Source organism: Pseudomonas sp. CH235 (assembly GCF_004368175.1).
GTDB lineage: Bacteria > Pseudomonadota > Gammaproteobacteria > Pseudomonadales > Pseudomonadaceae > Aquipseudomonas > Aquipseudomonas paraglycinae.
Genome location: NZ_RRZJ01000004.1, coordinates 304,926 through 321,550, shown reverse-complemented (window position 1 = coordinate 321,550; position 16,625 = coordinate 304,926). Strand labels below are relative to the sequence as shown.

Sequence of the window (16,625 nt, the reverse complement as noted above, 5' to 3'; positions counted from 1 at the left end):
CTTTCGAAACCTACTTAACTCATTGAATCTCAAGGAGTTTTCCGTTTCGACTGCGCCGGAAGTGGGGCGAATTATAGAGACTCAGAATCTCCCGTCAACCCTTAATTTCGCTTTTCCTGAAAAACCTGCTTTTTACCCATCAAACGCGGGATCCGGCGGGTCAAAGGAGGAATACGCAACGCCAAAAGGAAAACACCTATAAAGGCATAGATTGCCCACTCCTTAAGATCAGCACGGACAATCCACAACATATGCAGCAATCCCAACCCGAGAATCACATACACCAGCCGGTGCAATTTCTTCCAGCGGGTACCTAAACGACGCTGACTGTATCGGTTGGAGGTAATCGCCAATGCCAACAACCCCAGAAAACCCAGAGCACCCACAATGATGTAAGGACGCTTGCGCAGCTCGACACCCAGTTGCGACCAGTCGAAACCGAGAATGAACGCCATATAGCTGCAAAGATGCAGAACCACATAGGCAAAACACCAGAGCCCCAACTGACGGCGCACAGCAATCCACCCGGCCCACCCCGTAAGTTTCTGCAGCGGCGTCATACTCAGGGTGATCAACAGCAATACCAATGTCCCAAGCCCCAGCCGATCAACCAGAACCTTCCCCGGATCTGGCCCAAGCAGATCCGCAAAAGCCTGATAGAACCACAACAGCGGCCAGATCGCCGCAGCCAGGAAAACGCCTACACGCCAGATCGGATATCGCATCAGTAGTTCTTCCGCAGATCCAGCCCTGTATATAAAGAAGCGACCTCATCCGAGTAGCCGTTGAACATCTGCGTATCACGCACATTCGGCTTGAACAGACTGTTAGGCAGTCGCCGCTCCCGAGCCTGAGTCCAACGTGGGTGGTCGACAGTAGGGTTCACATTCGCATAGAACCCGTACTCATCCGCCGCAATGCTCTGCCACGTCGTCTTCGGCTGCTCGCTGACCAGACTGATCCGCACGATGGATTTGACGCTCTTGAATCCGTACTTCCAAGGCACCACCAGACGCAACGGCGCACCGTTCTGGTTTGGCAATTCGCGGCCATACATACCCACCGCCAGAATCGCCAAGGGATTCATCGCCTCATCCAGACGCAAGCCTTCTACATAGGGCCAGTCGATCAGGGCAAATCCCGAACGCTGTCCCGGCATGCTCTTCGGATCCTGTAAGGTTTCGAAGCGAATGTATTTGGCATTCGAAGTAGGTTCTACCTGCTTCAACAGTGCCGAAATGGGAAAACCGATCCAGGGAATCACCATCGACCACGCCTCGACACAGCGCAGGCGATAAATACGCTCTTCCAGCTGGTAAGGCTTCATGAAGTCTTCCAGAGCATAACGCCCCGGTTTACCCACCTCCCCGTCCACGACAACACTCCACGGTTCGGTTTTCAGCGAACCGGCATTGGCTGCCGGGTCACCTTTGTCAGTACCGAACTCATAGAAGTTGTTGTAATGGGTCGCGTCTTTGAAAGGTGTGATCGCATCATCCTTGACGTTCACCGCACCCCATTTGACAGAAGGCAGTTTCTCGGCAAACCAGGTGGGCGCCTTTCCGGCTTCGACATCGGCATAGCGGGCAGCCTCTTCGGCACTGGCCCAGCGCGGCAAAGTGCTCATGGCCAAACCGGCCGCGGTTGCTCCGAGCAATTGACGGCGAGAGAGATAAATGGATTCAGGCGTGACGTCCGACTCATGGCAGTCGGACGCTTTGGGGACTTTGATCAGCATGGCAACTCCGCAGCTTTGGAGGACAGATGCACCATAGACTGCGGAGTATGAGGGAAATTACATCACTCGGCGTGTTTGTGACGACGAAGATGCAACAGATACTGCACCGGGCCCGACGCGGCATAAGCGAGGAACACCAGCAGCAGAATGCGAGGCGGATCGCTGAACACCACGGCAAACACCAGCACCACCGCCAGAATCGCCACGAAAGGCACGCGCCCCTTCAGATCCAGCTCCTTGAAGCTGTTGTATTTGATGTTACTGACCATCAGCATGCCGGCGGCCGCTACCATCAGCGCGACCAGGAACGACATCTTCGAACCCTGGATCCCGTAATCGCTGAACGCCCAGACAATCCCCGCAACAACGCCGGCAGCAGCCGGGCTGGCAAGACCGATGAAGTAGCGCTTGTCGGCGGTCCCCACCTGAGTGTTGAAACGCGCCAGACGCAACGCCGCACCCGCCACATAGATGAAGGCAACCATCCAGCCGACCTTGCCCATGTCACCCAGTGCCCAGCCGAAAGCCAGAAGCGCCGGCGCGACACCGAAGGCAACCATGTCCGACAACGAGTCGTACTCGGCACCGAACGCACTTTGGGTATTGGTCATGCGTGCCACGCGACCATCAAGGCCGTCGAGCACCATGGCGACGAAAATCGCGATGGCGGCAAAGGCGAAATACTTGCTCGCATTCGCCGCGTCCCCGGCACTCAAGGCAGCCTGGGCACTCATCGAGTTGATGATGGAATAGAACCCCGCGAACAGATTCGCAGTGGTGAACAGATTCGGCAGAAGATAGATACCACGATGCCGGACTTTACGACCTTCTGCGTCATGCCCTTCTTCGATGTGCTCATCGATGGGCAGCAGGCTTTCGGCGTCGGAAGCCTGGTTCGGCTCTTCGGGACGTTCGCTCATGGACAGTACCTTGCAACGGATTGGACATTTTCGACAGGTGTCTGGGACGACGGTTCGGCCACAAACGATGCAGCTTTATACCAGAACCGCCCGCCCATACGAAAAAACGCGGCCGAGGCCGCGTTTTTTTCATACAAGGTTCGACGACTTAGTTTTTGGCTTTGTCGACGATCTTGTTGGCACCGATCCACGGCATCATGGAGCGCAGTTGCTCGCCGATGATTTCGATACCGTGAGCGGCGTTGTTACGACGCTTGGCGGTCATCGAAGGGTAGCCGGTTGCGCCTTCGCTGATGAACATTTTGGCGTATTCGCCGTCCTGAATACGTTTCAGGGCGTTGCGCATGGCCTGACGGGATTCGGCGTTGATCACTTCCGGACCGGTCACGTACTCGCCGTACTCAGCGTTGTTGGAGATCGAGTAGTTCATGTTGGCGATACCGCCTTCGTACATGAGGTCAACGATCAGTTTCAGTTCGTGCAGGCACTCGAAGTAGGCCATTTCCGGCGCGTAGCCAGCTTCAACCAGGGTTTCGAAACCGGCTTTTACCAGCTCAACGGTACCGCCGCACAGAACGGCTTGTTCGCCGAACAGATCGGTTTCGGTCTCGTCCTTGAAGGTGGTTTCGATGATGCCGGTACGACCGCCACCCACGCCGGCGGCGTAGGACAGTGCAACGTTCTTGGCATTGCCCGAGGCGTCCTGGTAGATCGCGATCAGGTCAGGGATACCGCCGCCTTTCACGAACTCGGAACGTACGGTGTGGCCCGGGGCTTTCGGCGCGATCATGATCACGTCGAGGTCGGCACGCGGAACAACCTGGTTGTAGTGAATCGCGAAGCCGTGGGAGAAGGCCAGGGTGGCGCCTTTCTTGATGTTCGGCTCGATTTCGTTCTTGTACAGCTGGGACTGGAACTCGTCCGGGGTCAGGATCATGACCAGGTCGGCACCGGCAACAGCGGCAGCCACGTCAGTCACTTTCAGGCCATGGGCTTCAGCCTTGGCAACGGTAGCCGAACCTTTACGCAGACCGACGGTAACGTCGACACCGGAATCTTTCAGGTTGCACGCCTGGGCGTGGCCCTGGGAGCCGTAACCGATGATGGCAACTTTCTTGCCCTGGATGATCGACAGGTCGCAGTCTTTATCGTAGAAAACTTTCATGAATTTCCCCTTTATATCCAGGCCGTTCAGGCCATTCGCTAATTTGGTTTAGATGCTGAGTACTTTGTCGCCGCGGGCAATACCGGTGACGCCACTGCGGACGGTCTCCAGAATCGATGCGGTGCCGATGGACTGAATGAAGCTGTCGAGCTTGTCGCTGGTACCGGTCAGTTGAACGGTATACACGCTGGCGCTGACGTCGACGATCTGTCCACGGTAAATATCGGTGGTGCGTTTGATCTCGGCGCGCTGGGCGCCAGTGGCCTTGACCTTGACCAGCATCAGTTCGCGCTCGATGTGAGCACTTTCCGACAGGTCCACCAGCTTGACCACCTCGATCAGCTTGTTCAGGTTTTTGGTGATCTGCTCGATGACTTCATCGTGGCCGACTGTGGTCAGCGTCAGACGCGACAGGGTCGGGTCTTCGGTTGGCGCCACGGTCAGGCTTTCGATGTTGTAGTTGCGCTGCGAGAACAGGCCGACTACGCGAGACAAAGCACCGGGTTCGTTTTCCAGAAGCAAGGAAATAATGTGCCGCATGATTAGGTACGCTCCGTCTTGCTCAGCCACATATCGCGCATGGAGCCGTCTTTGATCTGCATCGGATAGACGTGCTCGCTGGTGTCGACCGAAATGTCGATCACCACCAGGCGATCTTTCATGGCGAACGCCTCTTCCATCTTCGACTTCAAATCTTTCGATTCGGTGATGCGCACGCCGACGTGGCCATAGGCTTCAGCCAGCTTGACGAAATCAGGCAAGGATTCCATGTAGGAGTGCGAGTGACGGCTGCCGTAACTCATGTCCTGCCACTGACGAACCATGCCCAGAACACCGTTGTTCAGAATGACGATCTTGACCGGCAAACCGTATTGCAGGCAGGTCGACAATTCCTGGATGTTCATCTGGATACTGCCTTCACCGGTGACACACGCAACATCGGTGTCAGGGAAGCTCAGCGCGATACCCATCGCGGCCGGCAGACCGAAGCCCATCGTGCCCAGGCCACCGGAGTTGATCCAGCGGTTCGGCTTGTTGAACTTGTAGTACTGCGCAGCAAACATCTGATGCTGGCCCACGTCGGAGGTCACAAAGGCGTCGCCCTTGGTCACTTCGCACAGGGTTTCGATCACGGTCTGCGGCTTGATCTTGCTGCCGTCGCCCTTGTCGTAAGGGAACAGGCCGCGATCACCGCGCCATTCATCAATCTGCTTCCACCAGCTGGCAACGGCTTCCTTGTTCGGGGTTTCGCCGATTTCCTTGAGGATCGCGACCATTTCGGTCAGGACGCTCTCCACCGGACCAACGATTGGCACGTCGGCCTTGATGGTCTTGGAAATCGAAGCCGGGTCGATGTCGATGTGAATGATCTTGGCGTTCGGGCAGAACTTCGGCGCGCCGTTGATCACTCGATCGTCGAAACGCGCGCCGACCGCCAGGATCACGTCGGCATGGTGCATCGCCAGGTTCGCGGTGTAGCTGCCGTGCATGCCGAGCATGCCGATGAACTGACGGTCAGTGCCAGGGTAGCCACCCAGGCCCATCAAGGTGTTGGTAACGGGCAGGTTGAGCATTTGCGCCAGCTCGGTCAGCGGCGCGGAGCCGTTGCCGAGGATTACGCCACCGCCGGAGTACAGCACGGGACGCTTGGCCGCCAGGAGCATTTCTGCCGCCTTGCGGATTTGCCCGGAGTGACCGCGAACGGCCGGGCTGTAGGAACGCAGTTTGGCTTTCTTCGGGAAGATGTATTCGAACTTCTCGGCCGGGTTGGTCATGTCTTTCGGGATATCGACCACGACCGGGCCCGGACGACCGGATTGCGCCAGGTAGAAGGCCTTCTTCATGACTTCCGGGATTTCCGAAGCGTGCTTGATCATGAAGCTGTGCTTCACGATCGGCCGGGAGATACCGATCATGTCGGTTTCCTGGAACGCGTCGGTGCCGACCATGGTGCTTGGCACCTGACCGGAAATGATCACCATTGGAATCGAGTCCATATAGGCAGTGGCGATACCGGTGATGGCGTTTGTGGCGCCTGGACCGGAAGTCACCAATACCACGCCGGCTTTACCGGTGGCACGGGCGTAGCCGTCAGCCATATGGGTAGCCGCTTGTTCGTGACGAACCAGGATGTGGGTCACTTCCGGTTCTTTGAACAGGGCATCGTAAACATGAAGGAGAGCACCACCCGGGTACCCGTAGATATATTTGACGCCTTCGTCACGCAAAAAGCGGACGAGCATCTCACCGCCAGATAAAAGCTCCACGTTGTTCACCTCTAAAACGCCAGAATACCGTCCACAAAAAAGCGAACGGGTCTTAATAGGTTTACTTCTCGGCAGAGCATGAGCGACGGTGGTCGCCGACTACGTCAGCACTGACTGAGCAAGTATTGGGATCGTCCCAAGTGTTGCGGGCCTTTCCCACCCAGCGCGAGGTAACGCGTTGCGGGTGTAACAGGTCGACGCGGATATGCGCCTCATGATCTGCCGAGAGGGTCTGCTTCTGGCAGTCCCTGTACAGCGGACTTTGGATTCTTCTGTTTCGCCCTCTCCAAGTCAAGCCGTCTATGTGCTTAATTGTGGGTAAGCACATGAGAACGCAAGAAAAAACCTGGAAACCGCTACTCTGTTAGCTTCAATTGCGCAGTTTTGCCAAGGAATCAGCATGCGAACGCTTCTCTTAACTCTGCTAATCGGCGCCAGCCCCTGGTGTATGGCCGGTCAGATCTACAAATGGGTCGATGCCCAAGGCGTCACCCATTTTGATCAACAGCCACCACAAGGGCAGTCATCCACCGCCGTGAAGACGCCCTCATCTCCCGCACCAATACCTGCCGCATTACCTGGCAGCGGCGCGCTGGGCGATCAGAAAGCCATCGATGACAAGGTCAAGAAGCAAGTGGCCGAGCAACAGAATCAGCTCAAGGCATTTTGCGAACAGGCACGCACGAATCTCGCGCAACTGCAGAACAATCCGCGCTTGAGGGAGGAAGTGGAGGGAGAATTGCGGCGGCTGAGCGACGAACAGCGCCAGCAACGTACTGCGGAGGCACAAAAACAGATTGCGGAAAACTGCCAGTAACCACTGGCAGTTTTCGGTTCAGCGCGAAGCGGTGATCAGCAGGTCGAACTCTTTGAGCAATACCTGAAGCTGCCGATCCTTGCCCTGCAGATTGCGCTGGGCAAAAACCATCTCGGCCATTTCCTGAATGCCCGAGGCATTGGGCAATGGCAGATCCTGTTCGAGGATCATCTTCATCCGCGGCAGGAAGATCCATTGCAGCCACTGCTCGAAATCGAGGGTGTCGACCGAAAACGGCTCGACACTGCTCAGGGCTTCGACCGAGGGCTGGACGTCATCCCACCAGCCCTGGGCGCGCAGTTCACGCTCGATCAACAGCAGTTGATCGGCGACTTTGGAGAAACGACTGTCCATCACAGCGAAACCTTGGCCTTCTGACGGGCCAGAGTGGCGCCGGCGGAATCACCTTGCTTCTCACGTGCCTGAGCGATCAATTCCCACAGACTGGCCTGCAAGTCCGGACGACCATTGGCCATGGTCAACGCACGGCGAGCGGTCTGCTCGGCTTGCGGCGCATCGCCCTGGGCCATGCGCACCTGCGCCAGACGGTAAAGCACTTGCGGCTCGCGTGGCGCTACACGCTGGGCGCGCTCCAGACTGGAAGACGCGCCGTTGAGGTCGCCACCGGCCTGCTGTTGTTGCGCAGTGGTCAACAGGGCGAGAACCGGCCCGTCCAACTGCTCATCAGCAGACAGACCGCCACCGCTGCTGGCCGAAGGAATGCCGCTCGGCGTCGAAGGCATGCTGTAGCTGCCGGAGCTGATCGGCGCCGACTCGACCGGCGAAGGGTTATACGGCCCTGAAGTGATGCCGCCAGACGCCGGGCCCGGAACGATCGGCGAAGTGCTGATCGGCGCCGAAGCCGCTGCGCCGCCCGGCACCATCACTACCACACCGGTATCGCCTTGCGGGATCGCCTGAGTCTGGGCTTGTGCAGGACGTTTCACCGTCGTTTGACGGAAACCGCCATTGGCCGAAATACGCTCGCTGTTGGACACGGCGGTGCCGGAATCCACAACCGGGATCGAACCACGCTGTACGGTGGAGCAGCCGCTGAGCAAAGCCACGGCGGTCACCGCTGGAATCAACCACTTGTTCACTTGAAACCCTCTTTGCTTAATTCATCCAGCCCTTGACCCAATCCATCACCGACTCGCCCGAGGCCGGGCTTTCGCCCGCGCAGGAGGCGCCGGGTGGCGGTTCGCTGCCGCGAATATACGGCATCTGCACGGCGCCCGGACAGCTGGCATCGGAGCCCTGGCCGGTACGCGAATCGACCCAGGCCTGCACCACGTTATCCGGCTGCGGCATGTCCAGCGGCAGCGGATCGGCCTTGCGCATGAAACTGGTCCAGACCTGCAACGCACCTGTGGCCCCAGTGAACGGCGTCTTGCCGTTGTCGTCACGGCCGAGCCAGACCACCGCCAGCAGATCCTGGCTGAAACCGGCGAACCAGCTGTCGCGCGAATCGTTACTGGTACCGGTCTTGCCCGCCAGTGTCAGGGTTCTTGGCAACACGTTATAAACCGAACTGCCGGTACCTTCACGCATGACCCGCTGCATGGCGTTCTGGATCAGGTAGATCGAGGCCGGATCGAAACGCTGCTCGATCTGGAACGGATAACGCTTGAGCGGCTCGCCGTCGGCAGTCAGCACGCTACGAATCCCGCGCATCGGCGTGTTGAAGCCACCGTTGGCCAGGGTCTGGTACATGGTCGCGACTTCGATCGGGGTCATGCCGCCAGCACCGAGCAGCATCGACGGGAACGCCGGAAACTCGCGGGTTACGCCCAGTCGCGCGAGCGTCTTGAGGACATTCGGAACACCGACCGCCAGACCGAGACGCGAGGTCGAGAGGTTGTAGGAATGCGCCAGCCCCTGATATAGGAACACTGTGCCGTGGGAGCGACGATCATAGTTCTGCGGTTTCCAGACCTGTCCGTCTGCGCCTTTGATCGAAAGCGGGTCGTCCGACAGCCAACTGGTCAGCGTGTACTGGCTTGGTTTCTCCAGTGCCGTCAGATAAACCGCCGGTTTGATCAGCGAGCCGATCGGCCGCACCGCATCCAGCGCCCGGTTGAACCCGGCAAAACTCGCCTGACGGCTGCCGATCATGGCCTGGACCTCACCGGTTTCCGGGTTGGTTACGACCATCGCCGCTTCCACGTCGTCGGAACCTTTACGGCCGGACAGACGCTTGAAGGTGTCGTTGACCGACGCTTCGGCTTTCATCTGCAGGATCGGATCGAAACTGGTGAAGATCCGCAGGCCTTCTTCGGTCAAGTCTTCGTCGCGATAGTCTTCACGCAACTGGCGTTTGACCAGATCGATGAAGCCCGGGAACGAGCTGTCGGCCAGCTTGCCGCGTGTGGTCACGCCCAACGGCATTTTCTTCGCGGCGGCGACTTGTTCGGCAGAAGCGACGCCCTGCTGCTCCAGCACGTCGAGCACCAGATTGCGTCGTTCCAGCGCACGCTCCGGGTTGCGGCGCGGGTTGTAATAGGACGGGCCTTTGACCATCCCGACCAACAGCGCGACCTGATGCAGTTTCAACTCGGACAAAGGCTGAGCGAAGAAGAACTGGCTGGCCAGACCGAAACCGTGCACTGCACGCTGACCGTCCTGACCGACAAAGACTTCGTTGAGGTAAGCCTCAAGGATTTCCTTTTTGTCGTAATGCAGCTCGAGCAGCATCGCCATCATCGCTTCGGTGAGCTTGCGGGTCAGACTGCGTTCATTGGTGAGGTAGAAGTTTTTGACCAGTTGCTGGGTCAGCGTACTGCCGCCCTGAGTCATCTTGCCGCCCGAGGTGTTGACCCAGACTGCACGGGCGATCGATTTCGGCGACACGCCCCAGTGGCTGTAGAAATCCCGGTCTTCCACGGCGACCAGGGTTTCCAGCAGATACGGCGGCACCTGATCGAGCTTGATCAGAATCCGGTCTTCGAGGTTTTTCGGGTAGATACCGCCGATCATCAGCGGCTCCAGGCGTACCACGGAGAGCTTCGAACCGTTGGTCGCCGAGAGTTCGGCCACGTAATCGCCGGAGAAACGCACGCGCACCGGCTGCGGTTTCTCGAGGCCTTCATAGAACTGGAAGCCACGGGTATTCAGATCAACCGTATTGCCATTGACCGCCGCCGCGCCGGGACCGTTGCTCACGGCTTCGCGGCGATAGCCCAGGGCATCGAGTTCGGTGAGGAAATCGTCCTTGCTCAGCTTTTGTCCGACGAACAGCTCGAGCGGGCGCGCGTAAACCTTGGCCGGGATGGTCCAGCGCTTGCCGGAGAACTTCTCCTGCACCACGGCATCGAGGTAAACGGCGAAGCCGGCCAGCACCACAAGGCCGACCAGACTGAGTTTAAGGGCCCAGCCCAACCATGGGCGCAGGCCCCGGGAAGCTGGTTTTTTAGGGGTACGGGGGGATCGAGTACGAGTCATGGCGGCGGATTATACGCACTTTATTCATACTCAACAGGAGCGCTCCGAGGTTTGCGTCGGGCTGGCGAGCGGCCATAATGAGCGCCTTGAATTTCTCCCAGTCTCTGAAGGATCGTCCGTGAGCCAGTCCCTGATCGCTGCCCTGCAAAACCCGGCCCTCTACCCGCATCCTGTCGAAGGGTTCCAGGTCATCGAAACCCATATCTCGTGGGTACTGCTCACCGGTCCCTACGCTTATAAAGTGAAGAAGCCGGTGAATTTCGGCTTCCTCGATTTCACCGGCCTTGATTCCCGTGAACACTTCTGCGGTGAAGAGCTGCGCCTGAACCAGCGCCTGACCGAAGATTTGTATCTGGAAGTGATTCCCGTAACCGGCAGTGCGGAAGCTCCGCAACTGGGCGGCGAAGGCCCGGCCATCGAATACTTGCTGAAAATGCGCCAGTTCCCGCAGAGCGGCCTGCTCAGCACCCTGCAAGCCAACGGCGAGCTGACCACCGCGCACGTCGACGCAATGGCCGAACAGATCGCCCGCTTCCACCTCAACGCGCCGAAAGTCCCGGCGGAACACGATGCCGGCACGCCTGAAAGCGTAATGGCGCCGGTGCGCCAGAATTTCGAACAGATCCTGCCATTCCTCAGCGACAAGAACGATCTTCTGCAACTCGACGCCCTGCAAGCGTGGGCCGAAAGCAGCTTCGATCGCCTGAAACCGCTGTTCGCCCAGCGCAAGGCGGACGGCTTCACTCGCGAATGCCACGGTGACATTCACCTGGGCAACGCCACGCTGATCGACGGCAAAGTCGTGATCTTCGACTGCATCGAATTCAACGAACCGTTCCGTTTCACCGACGTCTGGGCCGACACCGGCTTCCTGGCAATGGACCTGGAAGACCGTGGCCTGAAATCCCTGGCCCGTCGCTTCATCAGCCAGTACCTGGAACTGACCGGCGACTACCAAGGCCTGGAAGTACTGAACTTCTACAAGGCTTACCGCGCCTTGGTACGTGCGAAAGTCGCACTGTTCAGCATGCCGGCCGATGCCACTCCGGTGCAGCGTGCCACCACCCTGCGCCAGTACCGCAACTACGCCAACCTGGCGGAAAGCTACAGCACCATTCCTTCGCGCTTCATGGCGATTACCCACGGCGTGTCCGCTGTAGGCAAAAGCCACGTGGCCATGCGTCTGGTCGAAGCGCTGGGCGCGATCCGCCTGCGTTCCGATGTCGAGCGCAAACGTCTGTTCGGTGAGCAAACCGTTGCCAATGATGTTCAGGCCGGAATCTACAGCGCCGATGCCAGCACCGCTACCTATGCTCGCCTGCATGAAATCGCCGAAGTGATCCTGCACGCCGGTTTCCCGGTGGTGATCGACGCCACTTACCTCAAGCGCGAACAACGCGACAACGCCGCCAAGGTCGCCGAAGCCACTGGCGCGCCTTTCCTGATTCTCGACTGCAATGCTCCGCAGGCCGTGATCGAGAGCTGGCTGGCGATTCGTCAGGCAGACAAAAAGGATCCGTCCGACGCGACCCTCGCCGTGATCGAAGCTCAACAAGCCAACCGCGAAGCCCTGACCCCGGAAGAAATCCTGCGCAGCAAACGCGTGCAGACCAATGAATCCGGGACCCTGGACACCGTCGTGGCGCAGATTCGCCAGCGCCTGCCCGGCCTGTAAGAAACTATTTCGGCCGTGAAGCCCTCGCTTGCTTCACGGCCGTCAAATAGTGGCACTATACTGGCGTCATAAAACCAACAGGTGATTTGACATGAGCCAGCCAAAACTACTCGACACCCCGCTTTATGCCTTGCTGCACAAAGACGACATCACAGGTTTCAACAATGAACGCCCGAAAGACGGTCCGATCGACATGGTTGGTGGTGATTTTCGCGGCCTGGACCTGCGTGAACTGAACGCCGATGGCGTGGATTTCCGGGACGCCTACTTCCGTTCCGCCGACCTGCGCGGCATCGACTTTCGCAACGCCTCGCTGGAAGGCGCGAGCCTGGCTCATGCGCAGATTTCCGGGGCCTACTTCCCGCCGGAGCTGAGTGCCGACGAAATCCTGATGTCGATGAATTTCGGTACGCGCCTGCGTTATCGCACCCGCTGAGCCTCGCACCACCCAAACTCGTCCAGCGCCCCCGCTTTGCGCTGGACTGCGTGCTATTGGTAATTCTCCCTCGCCCTCCCCATCCTGATTCATCAGCGGAAGCTGACGTTTCTTAGAAGCGTTTGCGTCGAATCCGACCAAACAACCACGCTTTTCCTACTGATGGCTACACTCCTGAGAAGCTCGCCCACGCACCATTCGGCCGTCGCAAGGAGGCTTGATGAATGATGAACTGCAACACCTGAAGAATCTTGGCAAGACGTCGGCGCAATGGCTGCATGCCGTGGGCATCCATAGCGCCTCGGACTTGCGTCGCCTCGGTGCGGTGGATGCCTACCGGGCCGTGCGCACTCGCGGGTTTCGGGCGTCGAAGGTGTTGTTGTACGCGATCGAAGGGGCGCTGATGGACGTGCACTGGAACGACATTCCCGCCGAACGCAAGGACGCGCTGAACAAGCAGCTGGAAGCCATTTCCTCTCGCCACAAGAACTAACGGGTACCGACCGTCATGTACCTGCTCGGGGAACAATCGGCCCAGGCCGATGCATTGATCAACCACTTGCAGTGCTTGCCTGCGCAATGGCTTGAGGGCCTGGCGCCGTGCGGGCCAGCGCTGGAACTGGAAGCAACGGATGATCTGTTGGCACCCTTGCCGGACGATCAGTTGTTCTTGCTCACGCAAGGTGTCATCACCGGCCGAGTCAGCGGTCGAGGCTTGTTCTACTGGCACGAGGGAGATTTGATCGGACTGCAACAAGGGCCGGAATGGGCGGATTGCACGCTGTACTCAGACAACCCGTTGACATTACTGCCCTATCGCCGAAGTGATTTGTTTCAACATGTGTATGGCGAACCATCGCGCTCGGAGCAGTTTCTGCGCTACCTGCTCGGTCAAATGGCGCTGCTGGCCCACGCCGTTGCCGAGTTCAAGCCGCGCGAGTTTCGCAGCACCAATGGTTTCAAGCGGGTTGAAGCCGGAGACGTTCTGATTCGTGAGGGCGATGACGCCGACCATGTGTTCGTGATTATCGAAGGACACGCCGAAGCGTTTGTTAACGGGCACAAGGTAGGCGACGTGCCCAAGGATGAAATATTCGGTGCAATGGCTGTGTTCACGGGCGAGCCGCGCAACGCGACGGTCATAGCCCGGGAGGCAAGCACGGTAATGCTGATTCCCGGCGATCAGTTTCTGAGCATGACCCGCACCAATCCGAAAATCGCCCACAGCCTGATCGAAAGCATGGCGCGGCGTATCGACCAGCTCAACAAGCAACTCACAGCCCAGACCTGACGCCCGTATTCACGGGGCGTTTACGCCATTGCCGGGACGAAACGACAGAAATGAAAAAACAGCAGTTGACTTGGTAATGAGAATCGCTATGATTATCACAACTGGTCGCGAGATCAGTCGATATTCTGAAAAGCCCTTGGTTCGGACTCTCAGATTATCTCCTCATCAGGCTAATCACGGTTATTTGACCCGGTTTTTACCGGGTCTTTTTTTGCCTGTGGAAAAGTCATTTCTTACTGAACTGTTTACGCATCTCGGCGCAATAATCCTGTTTCGGCGTGGCCGGTGTGTACCAGACATAATCAGCCATCGCCGCCGTGATCTGGTTGCCTTGCTCCGCCAGCATCAGCACCGTCGGCGCTTCGGGCGCGCCCAGATCCAGCGCATGCAACGGCACCCCCACATCCTTGCGCGCGTGATACGCACCCGCCAATAACAACGCAGGCGCGGGCGCCGCCAACAAACGCGAGGCCATGCGCCGATCCCGTTGTTGCTGAACGGCCAGCATCGCCGGCATTTGCGATGACGGCAGCAAGCCGCAGTGAGAATCGCCGATCTGCTCCAACAGCGTCTCTTTCACAGATTTGGCGTTGCTGCGCTCACCGCTCAAAACCGGAGGATCACGATAGAACGCACGAATTTCGATGTTATCGAGATTGGCCGCCAGCACTGGCCAGGATTGTGTCAGGGCAAACCGAACAATCGGTCCGTAGAGATTCCAGTCCCAACCGTCCTGCCAGGCCAATGCTGCAGGAAGATCAGTGGGTGGCGTTGCGGCATGGCGCACGTCATCGACGCGCGACTGTTGATCGGGCGTCAGCATTTCCAACAGGAGACTGCCTTGGGGTCGCGTTCGTTCGAGGTTCTGCAACAACCACAATTGAAGGGCATGGTGATCGGCGTTGTCATGCTGCTCGCCAATGATGAGCCGCGATGGCTCGCTCAATTGCGTCAGTAATTGCTGCGCCGTCAGACGCTCGCCGCTGCGCAGATCACGGATCTCGCCCACGACCGGCGGCGCCGCAACATGCTGGCAACCTGCAAGCCACAACACCGCCAACAGCAGAATCCCGCGCATACACTCACCTCGATGACGAAATCAGCGGGCGATGATCAGCGGATGCCCGCGCTCCGGGTGCGGCTGCACCAGCACTTCCAGACCGAAAACCGCCTTCAGCGATTCCGGGCGCAACACCTGTTGCGGCGTATCCAGCGCCACCGGGCGCCCGCCCTCCAGCAGCAGGATGCGATCACAATAGCGCGCCGCCAGATTCAGATCATGCAGGATCACCAGCACCGCCGCGCCACGATCGGCAAACTCGCGCACCGCTTGCAGCGTCGTATGTTGATGCAACGGATCGAGCATTGAGGTCGGCTCATCGAGCAGCAACGTCTGCCCCGCCTGACCCGGCCAGAGTTGCGCCAGCACCCGCGCCAGATGCACCCGCTGACGCTCGCCGCCGGACAGCGCCAGATAACTGCGGCCACTAAGATGCCCGGCATCGGCCGCCAATAACGCGGCAGCGACGATCTCGTCATCGCGCACCCGCCCGCTCTGATAAGGCAGACGCCCCATGCCGACCACTTCTTCAACACGAAAGGCAAAATCCAGGGTCGACACCTGTGGCAACACCGCCAGCCGCTGAGCGCGCTGAGTGCCGCCCCAATGGCTCAGTGCCTCACCGTCCAGCAGCACTTCCCCTTCGTGTGCGCTCAGCTCACCGCACAACGCGCCGAGCAAAGTGCTCTTGCCGGCGCCATTCGGCCCCAGTACACCCAGCACTTCGCCCGGTTCGAGTTGCAGGCTGATGTCGGCCAAAACGGTCTTGCGGCCACGGCGGATGTGCAGGTTGTGCGCACGCAACATCAGGCACGCCCTCGCAGCAACAGATAAAGAAAGAACGGCGCACCGATGAACGCGGTGACGATGCCGATCGGCAGCTCCGCCGGTGCCAGCGCCAGCCGCGCCACCAGATCCGCCAGCAGCAACAGACTCGCACCGGCCAGCACCGATGCGGGCAGTAACACCCGGTGATCCGGCCCCGCGAGCAAGCGCACGAGATGCGGCACCACCAGCCCGACAAAGCCGATCATGCCCGCCGCTGCCACCGCTGCACCGACACCCAGCGCCGTGCAGAACACCAGCTCGCGCTTGAGCCGTTCTACATCGATTCCCAGATGCCCGGCTTCCGATTCGCCGAGCAGCAACGCATTGAGCGCCTTTGCCCGACGTGGAAGCCACAGTGCAACACCGGCGGTGATGATCAGCAGCGGCCACAACCGCGCATAGCTCGCGCCGTTAAGGCTGCCCAGGTTCCAGAACGTCAACGTGCGCAATGTCGCGTCATCAGCCAGATAGGTAAACAGTCCCACCGCCGAGCTGGCCAACGCCGTCAGAGCGATACCCGCCAGCAACATGGTCGCGACATTGGTCTGCCCATTGCGGCGGCCGAGCCGATAAACCAGCGCCGTCACACCCAAACCACCGAGAAACGCACACACCGACAGCAGGTAAGGCCCGAACCACTCGGGCAGTCCGCCAAAAAACGAGCCACCGACAATCGCGATCGCCGCGCCCAACGCCGCGCCGCTCGAGACGCCCACCAACCCTGGATCGGCCAGCGGATTGCGAAACAGCCCCTGCATCGCCACCCCGGACAACGCCAGCACACCGCCAACTGCCAGCCCGAGCAACGTACGCGGCAGACGAATCTGCCCGAGAATCAGTTCAGCCTGTTCCAGCCCGTCCGGCGCCAGCGGCACACCGATCATGCGCAACGCTGCGCGCAAGGTGTCGAACAACGGCAGACTGACCGGCCCCAGCGCCAGCGAAAGCCAGATCGCCAGCAGGCAGAGCAGGATCAGGCCGATAAAC

Annotated in this window: 17 protein-coding genes; 5 read left to right on the top strand and 12 right to left on the bottom strand. The window is 59.2% G+C overall.

All coding sequences use genetic code 11. The annotated features are described in order from the left end of the window. Positions 1-101: 101 nt before the first annotated feature. From msrQ to EIY71_RS07080, 6 genes are all read right to left on the bottom strand, one after another. On the bottom strand, positions 102-725 hold the full coding sequence (gene msrQ, locus EIY71_RS07105) for a protein-methionine-sulfoxide reductase heme-binding subunit MsrQ (protein WP_007959665.1): 624 nt from the start codon (positions 723-725) through the stop codon (positions 102-104). Continuing rightward, the gene (msrP, locus tag EIY71_RS07100; RefSeq protein WP_134021104.1) at positions 725-1,738 is read right to left on the bottom strand and encodes a protein-methionine-sulfoxide reductase catalytic subunit MsrP; all 1,014 of its coding nucleotides are present in this window, start codon (positions 1,736-1,738) and stop codon (positions 725-727) included. The genes msrQ and msrP overlap by 1 nt, the downstream gene beginning before the upstream one ends. Before the next feature lie 62 nt (positions 1,739-1,800). Next, positions 1,801-2,658 (bottom strand): CDP-diacylglycerol--serine O-phosphatidyltransferase, encoded by an 858-nt coding sequence (pssA, locus tag EIY71_RS07095; protein WP_039771608.1) that lies wholly within the window; start codon positions 2,656-2,658, stop codon positions 1,801-1,803. A gap of 148 nt (positions 2,659-2,806) precedes the next feature. Continuing rightward, positions 2,807-3,823: a ketol-acid reductoisomerase gene (ilvC, locus tag EIY71_RS07090; RefSeq protein ID WP_007959661.1), complete on the bottom strand. Its 1,017-nt coding sequence runs from the start codon at positions 3,821-3,823 to the stop codon at positions 2,807-2,809. 48 nt (positions 3,824-3,871) lie between these two features. Beyond that, positions 3,872-4,363, bottom strand: coding sequence for an acetolactate synthase small subunit (gene ilvN, locus EIY71_RS07085; protein ID WP_003176102.1), 492 nt, complete (start codon positions 4,361-4,363; stop codon positions 3,872-3,874). Between the two features lie 2 nt (positions 4,364-4,365). Next, positions 4,366-6,090 carry an acetolactate synthase 3 large subunit gene (locus EIY71_RS07080; RefSeq protein WP_129972828.1) on the bottom strand — a complete coding sequence of 575 codons (1,725 nt, stop codon included), beginning with the start codon at positions 6,088-6,090 and terminating at the stop codon, positions 4,366-4,368. Between the two features lie 400 nt (positions 6,091-6,490). Here EIY71_RS07080 and EIY71_RS07075 point away from each other — a divergent pair, with 400 nt between their 5' ends. Next, the gene (locus tag EIY71_RS07075) at positions 6,491-6,907 is read left to right on the top strand and encodes a DUF4124 domain-containing protein (protein WP_085747757.1); all 417 of its coding nucleotides are present in this window, start codon (positions 6,491-6,493) and stop codon (positions 6,905-6,907) included. An 18-nt stretch (positions 6,908-6,925) separates the two neighbouring features. On the opposite strand, the gene EIY71_RS07070 is transcribed toward EIY71_RS07075, so the two are convergent. From EIY71_RS07070 to mrcB, 3 genes are read right to left on the bottom strand one after another with little or no spacing between them, the layout of a single operon-like run. Beyond that, positions 6,926-7,261, bottom strand: coding sequence for a YqcC family protein (locus EIY71_RS07070; RefSeq protein ID WP_064599443.1), 336 nt, complete (start codon positions 7,259-7,261; stop codon positions 6,926-6,928). Then, positions 7,261-8,007 carry a hypothetical protein gene (locus EIY71_RS07065; protein WP_134021101.1) on the bottom strand — a complete coding sequence of 249 codons (747 nt, stop codon included), beginning with the start codon at positions 8,005-8,007 and terminating at the stop codon, positions 7,261-7,263. Before EIY71_RS07065 ends, EIY71_RS07070 begins: the two co-directional genes overlap by 1 nt. A gap of 16 nt (positions 8,008-8,023) precedes the next feature. Further along, entirely contained in the window at positions 8,024-10,348 is a 2,325-nt protein-coding gene (gene mrcB, locus EIY71_RS07060) for a penicillin-binding protein 1B (RefSeq protein WP_134021098.1), read from the bottom strand. 118 nt (positions 10,349-10,466) lie between these two features. Here mrcB and EIY71_RS07055 point away from each other — a divergent pair, with 118 nt between their 5' ends. From EIY71_RS07055 to EIY71_RS07040, 4 genes are all read left to right on the top strand, one after another. Next, positions 10,467-12,023, top strand: coding sequence for a bifunctional aminoglycoside phosphotransferase/ATP-binding protein (locus EIY71_RS07055; protein WP_134021095.1), 1,557 nt, complete (start codon positions 10,467-10,469; stop codon positions 12,021-12,023). A gap of 91 nt (positions 12,024-12,114) precedes the next feature. Beyond that, positions 12,115-12,459 carry a pentapeptide repeat-containing protein gene (locus EIY71_RS07050; RefSeq protein ID WP_007959639.1) on the top strand — a complete coding sequence of 115 codons (345 nt, stop codon included), beginning with the start codon at positions 12,115-12,117 and terminating at the stop codon, positions 12,457-12,459. 220 nt (positions 12,460-12,679) lie between these two features. Continuing rightward, positions 12,680-12,952 (top strand): TfoX/Sxy family protein, encoded by a 273-nt coding sequence (locus tag EIY71_RS07045; RefSeq protein WP_003228231.1) that lies wholly within the window; start codon positions 12,680-12,682, stop codon positions 12,950-12,952. 15 nt (positions 12,953-12,967) lie between these two features. After that, entirely contained in the window at positions 12,968-13,750 is a 783-nt protein-coding gene (locus tag EIY71_RS07040; protein WP_134021092.1) for a Crp/Fnr family transcriptional regulator, read from the top strand. 226 nt (positions 13,751-13,976) lie between these two features. Here EIY71_RS07040 and EIY71_RS07035 read toward each other — a convergent pair whose 3' ends face one another. Genes EIY71_RS07035 through EIY71_RS07025 form a run of 3 tightly spaced genes read right to left on the bottom strand, consistent with a single transcriptional unit; the run spans position 13,977 to position 16,600 of the window. Continuing rightward, positions 13,977-14,828: a ChaN family lipoprotein gene (locus EIY71_RS07035; protein WP_134021089.1), complete on the bottom strand. Its 852-nt coding sequence runs from the start codon at positions 14,826-14,828 to the stop codon at positions 13,977-13,979. 21 nt (positions 14,829-14,849) lie between these two features. Beyond that, positions 14,850-15,617 carry a heme ABC transporter ATP-binding protein gene (locus EIY71_RS07030; protein ID WP_134021086.1) on the bottom strand — a complete coding sequence of 256 codons (768 nt, stop codon included), beginning with the start codon at positions 15,615-15,617 and terminating at the stop codon, positions 14,850-14,852. Beyond that, the gene (locus EIY71_RS07025) at positions 15,617-16,600 is read right to left on the bottom strand and encodes an iron ABC transporter permease (RefSeq protein ID WP_178083780.1); all 984 of its coding nucleotides are present in this window, start codon (positions 16,598-16,600) and stop codon (positions 15,617-15,619) included. The genes EIY71_RS07030 and EIY71_RS07025 overlap by 1 nt, the downstream gene beginning before the upstream one ends. Between the last annotated feature and the right edge of the window lie 25 nt (positions 16,601-16,625).

Excerpts from the sequence above, each read along its gene's own strand:
- msrQ (WP_007959665.1), bottom strand. The coding sequence starts at position 725 with ATGCGATATCCGATCTGGCGTGTAGGCGTTTTCCTGGCTGCGGCGATC.
- msrP (WP_134021104.1), bottom strand. The coding sequence starts at position 1,738 with ATGCTGATCAAAGTCCCCAAAGCGTCCGACTGCCATGAGTCGGACGTC.
- pssA (WP_039771608.1), bottom strand. The coding sequence starts at position 2,658 with ATGAGCGAACGTCCCGAAGAGCCGAACCAGGCTTCCGACGCCGAAAGC.
- ilvC (WP_007959661.1), bottom strand. The coding sequence starts at position 3,823 with ATGAAAGTTTTCTACGATAAAGACTGCGACCTGTCGATCATCCAGGGC.
- ilvN (WP_003176102.1), bottom strand. The coding sequence starts at position 4,363 with ATGCGGCACATTATTTCCTTGCTTCTGGAAAACGAACCCGGTGCTTTG.
- EIY71_RS07075 (WP_085747757.1), top strand. The coding sequence starts at position 6,491 with ATGCGAACGCTTCTCTTAACTCTGCTAATCGGCGCCAGCCCCTGGTGT.
- EIY71_RS07070 (WP_064599443.1), bottom strand. The coding sequence starts at position 7,261 with ATGGACAGTCGTTTCTCCAAAGTCGCCGATCAACTGCTGTTGATCGAG.
- mrcB (WP_134021098.1), bottom strand. The coding sequence starts at position 10,348 with ATGACTCGTACTCGATCCCCCCGTACCCCTAAAAAACCAGCTTCCCGG.
- EIY71_RS07050 (WP_007959639.1), top strand. The coding sequence starts at position 12,115 with ATGAGCCAGCCAAAACTACTCGACACCCCGCTTTATGCCTTGCTGCAC.
- EIY71_RS07045 (WP_003228231.1), top strand. The coding sequence starts at position 12,680 with ATGAATGATGAACTGCAACACCTGAAGAATCTTGGCAAGACGTCGGCG.
- EIY71_RS07040 (WP_134021092.1), top strand. The coding sequence starts at position 12,968 with ATGTACCTGCTCGGGGAACAATCGGCCCAGGCCGATGCATTGATCAAC.
- EIY71_RS07035 (WP_134021089.1), bottom strand. The coding sequence starts at position 14,828 with ATGCGCGGGATTCTGCTGTTGGCGGTGTTGTGGCTTGCAGGTTGCCAG.
- EIY71_RS07030 (WP_134021086.1), bottom strand. The coding sequence starts at position 15,617 with ATGTTGCGTGCGCACAACCTGCACATCCGCCGTGGCCGCAAGACCGTT.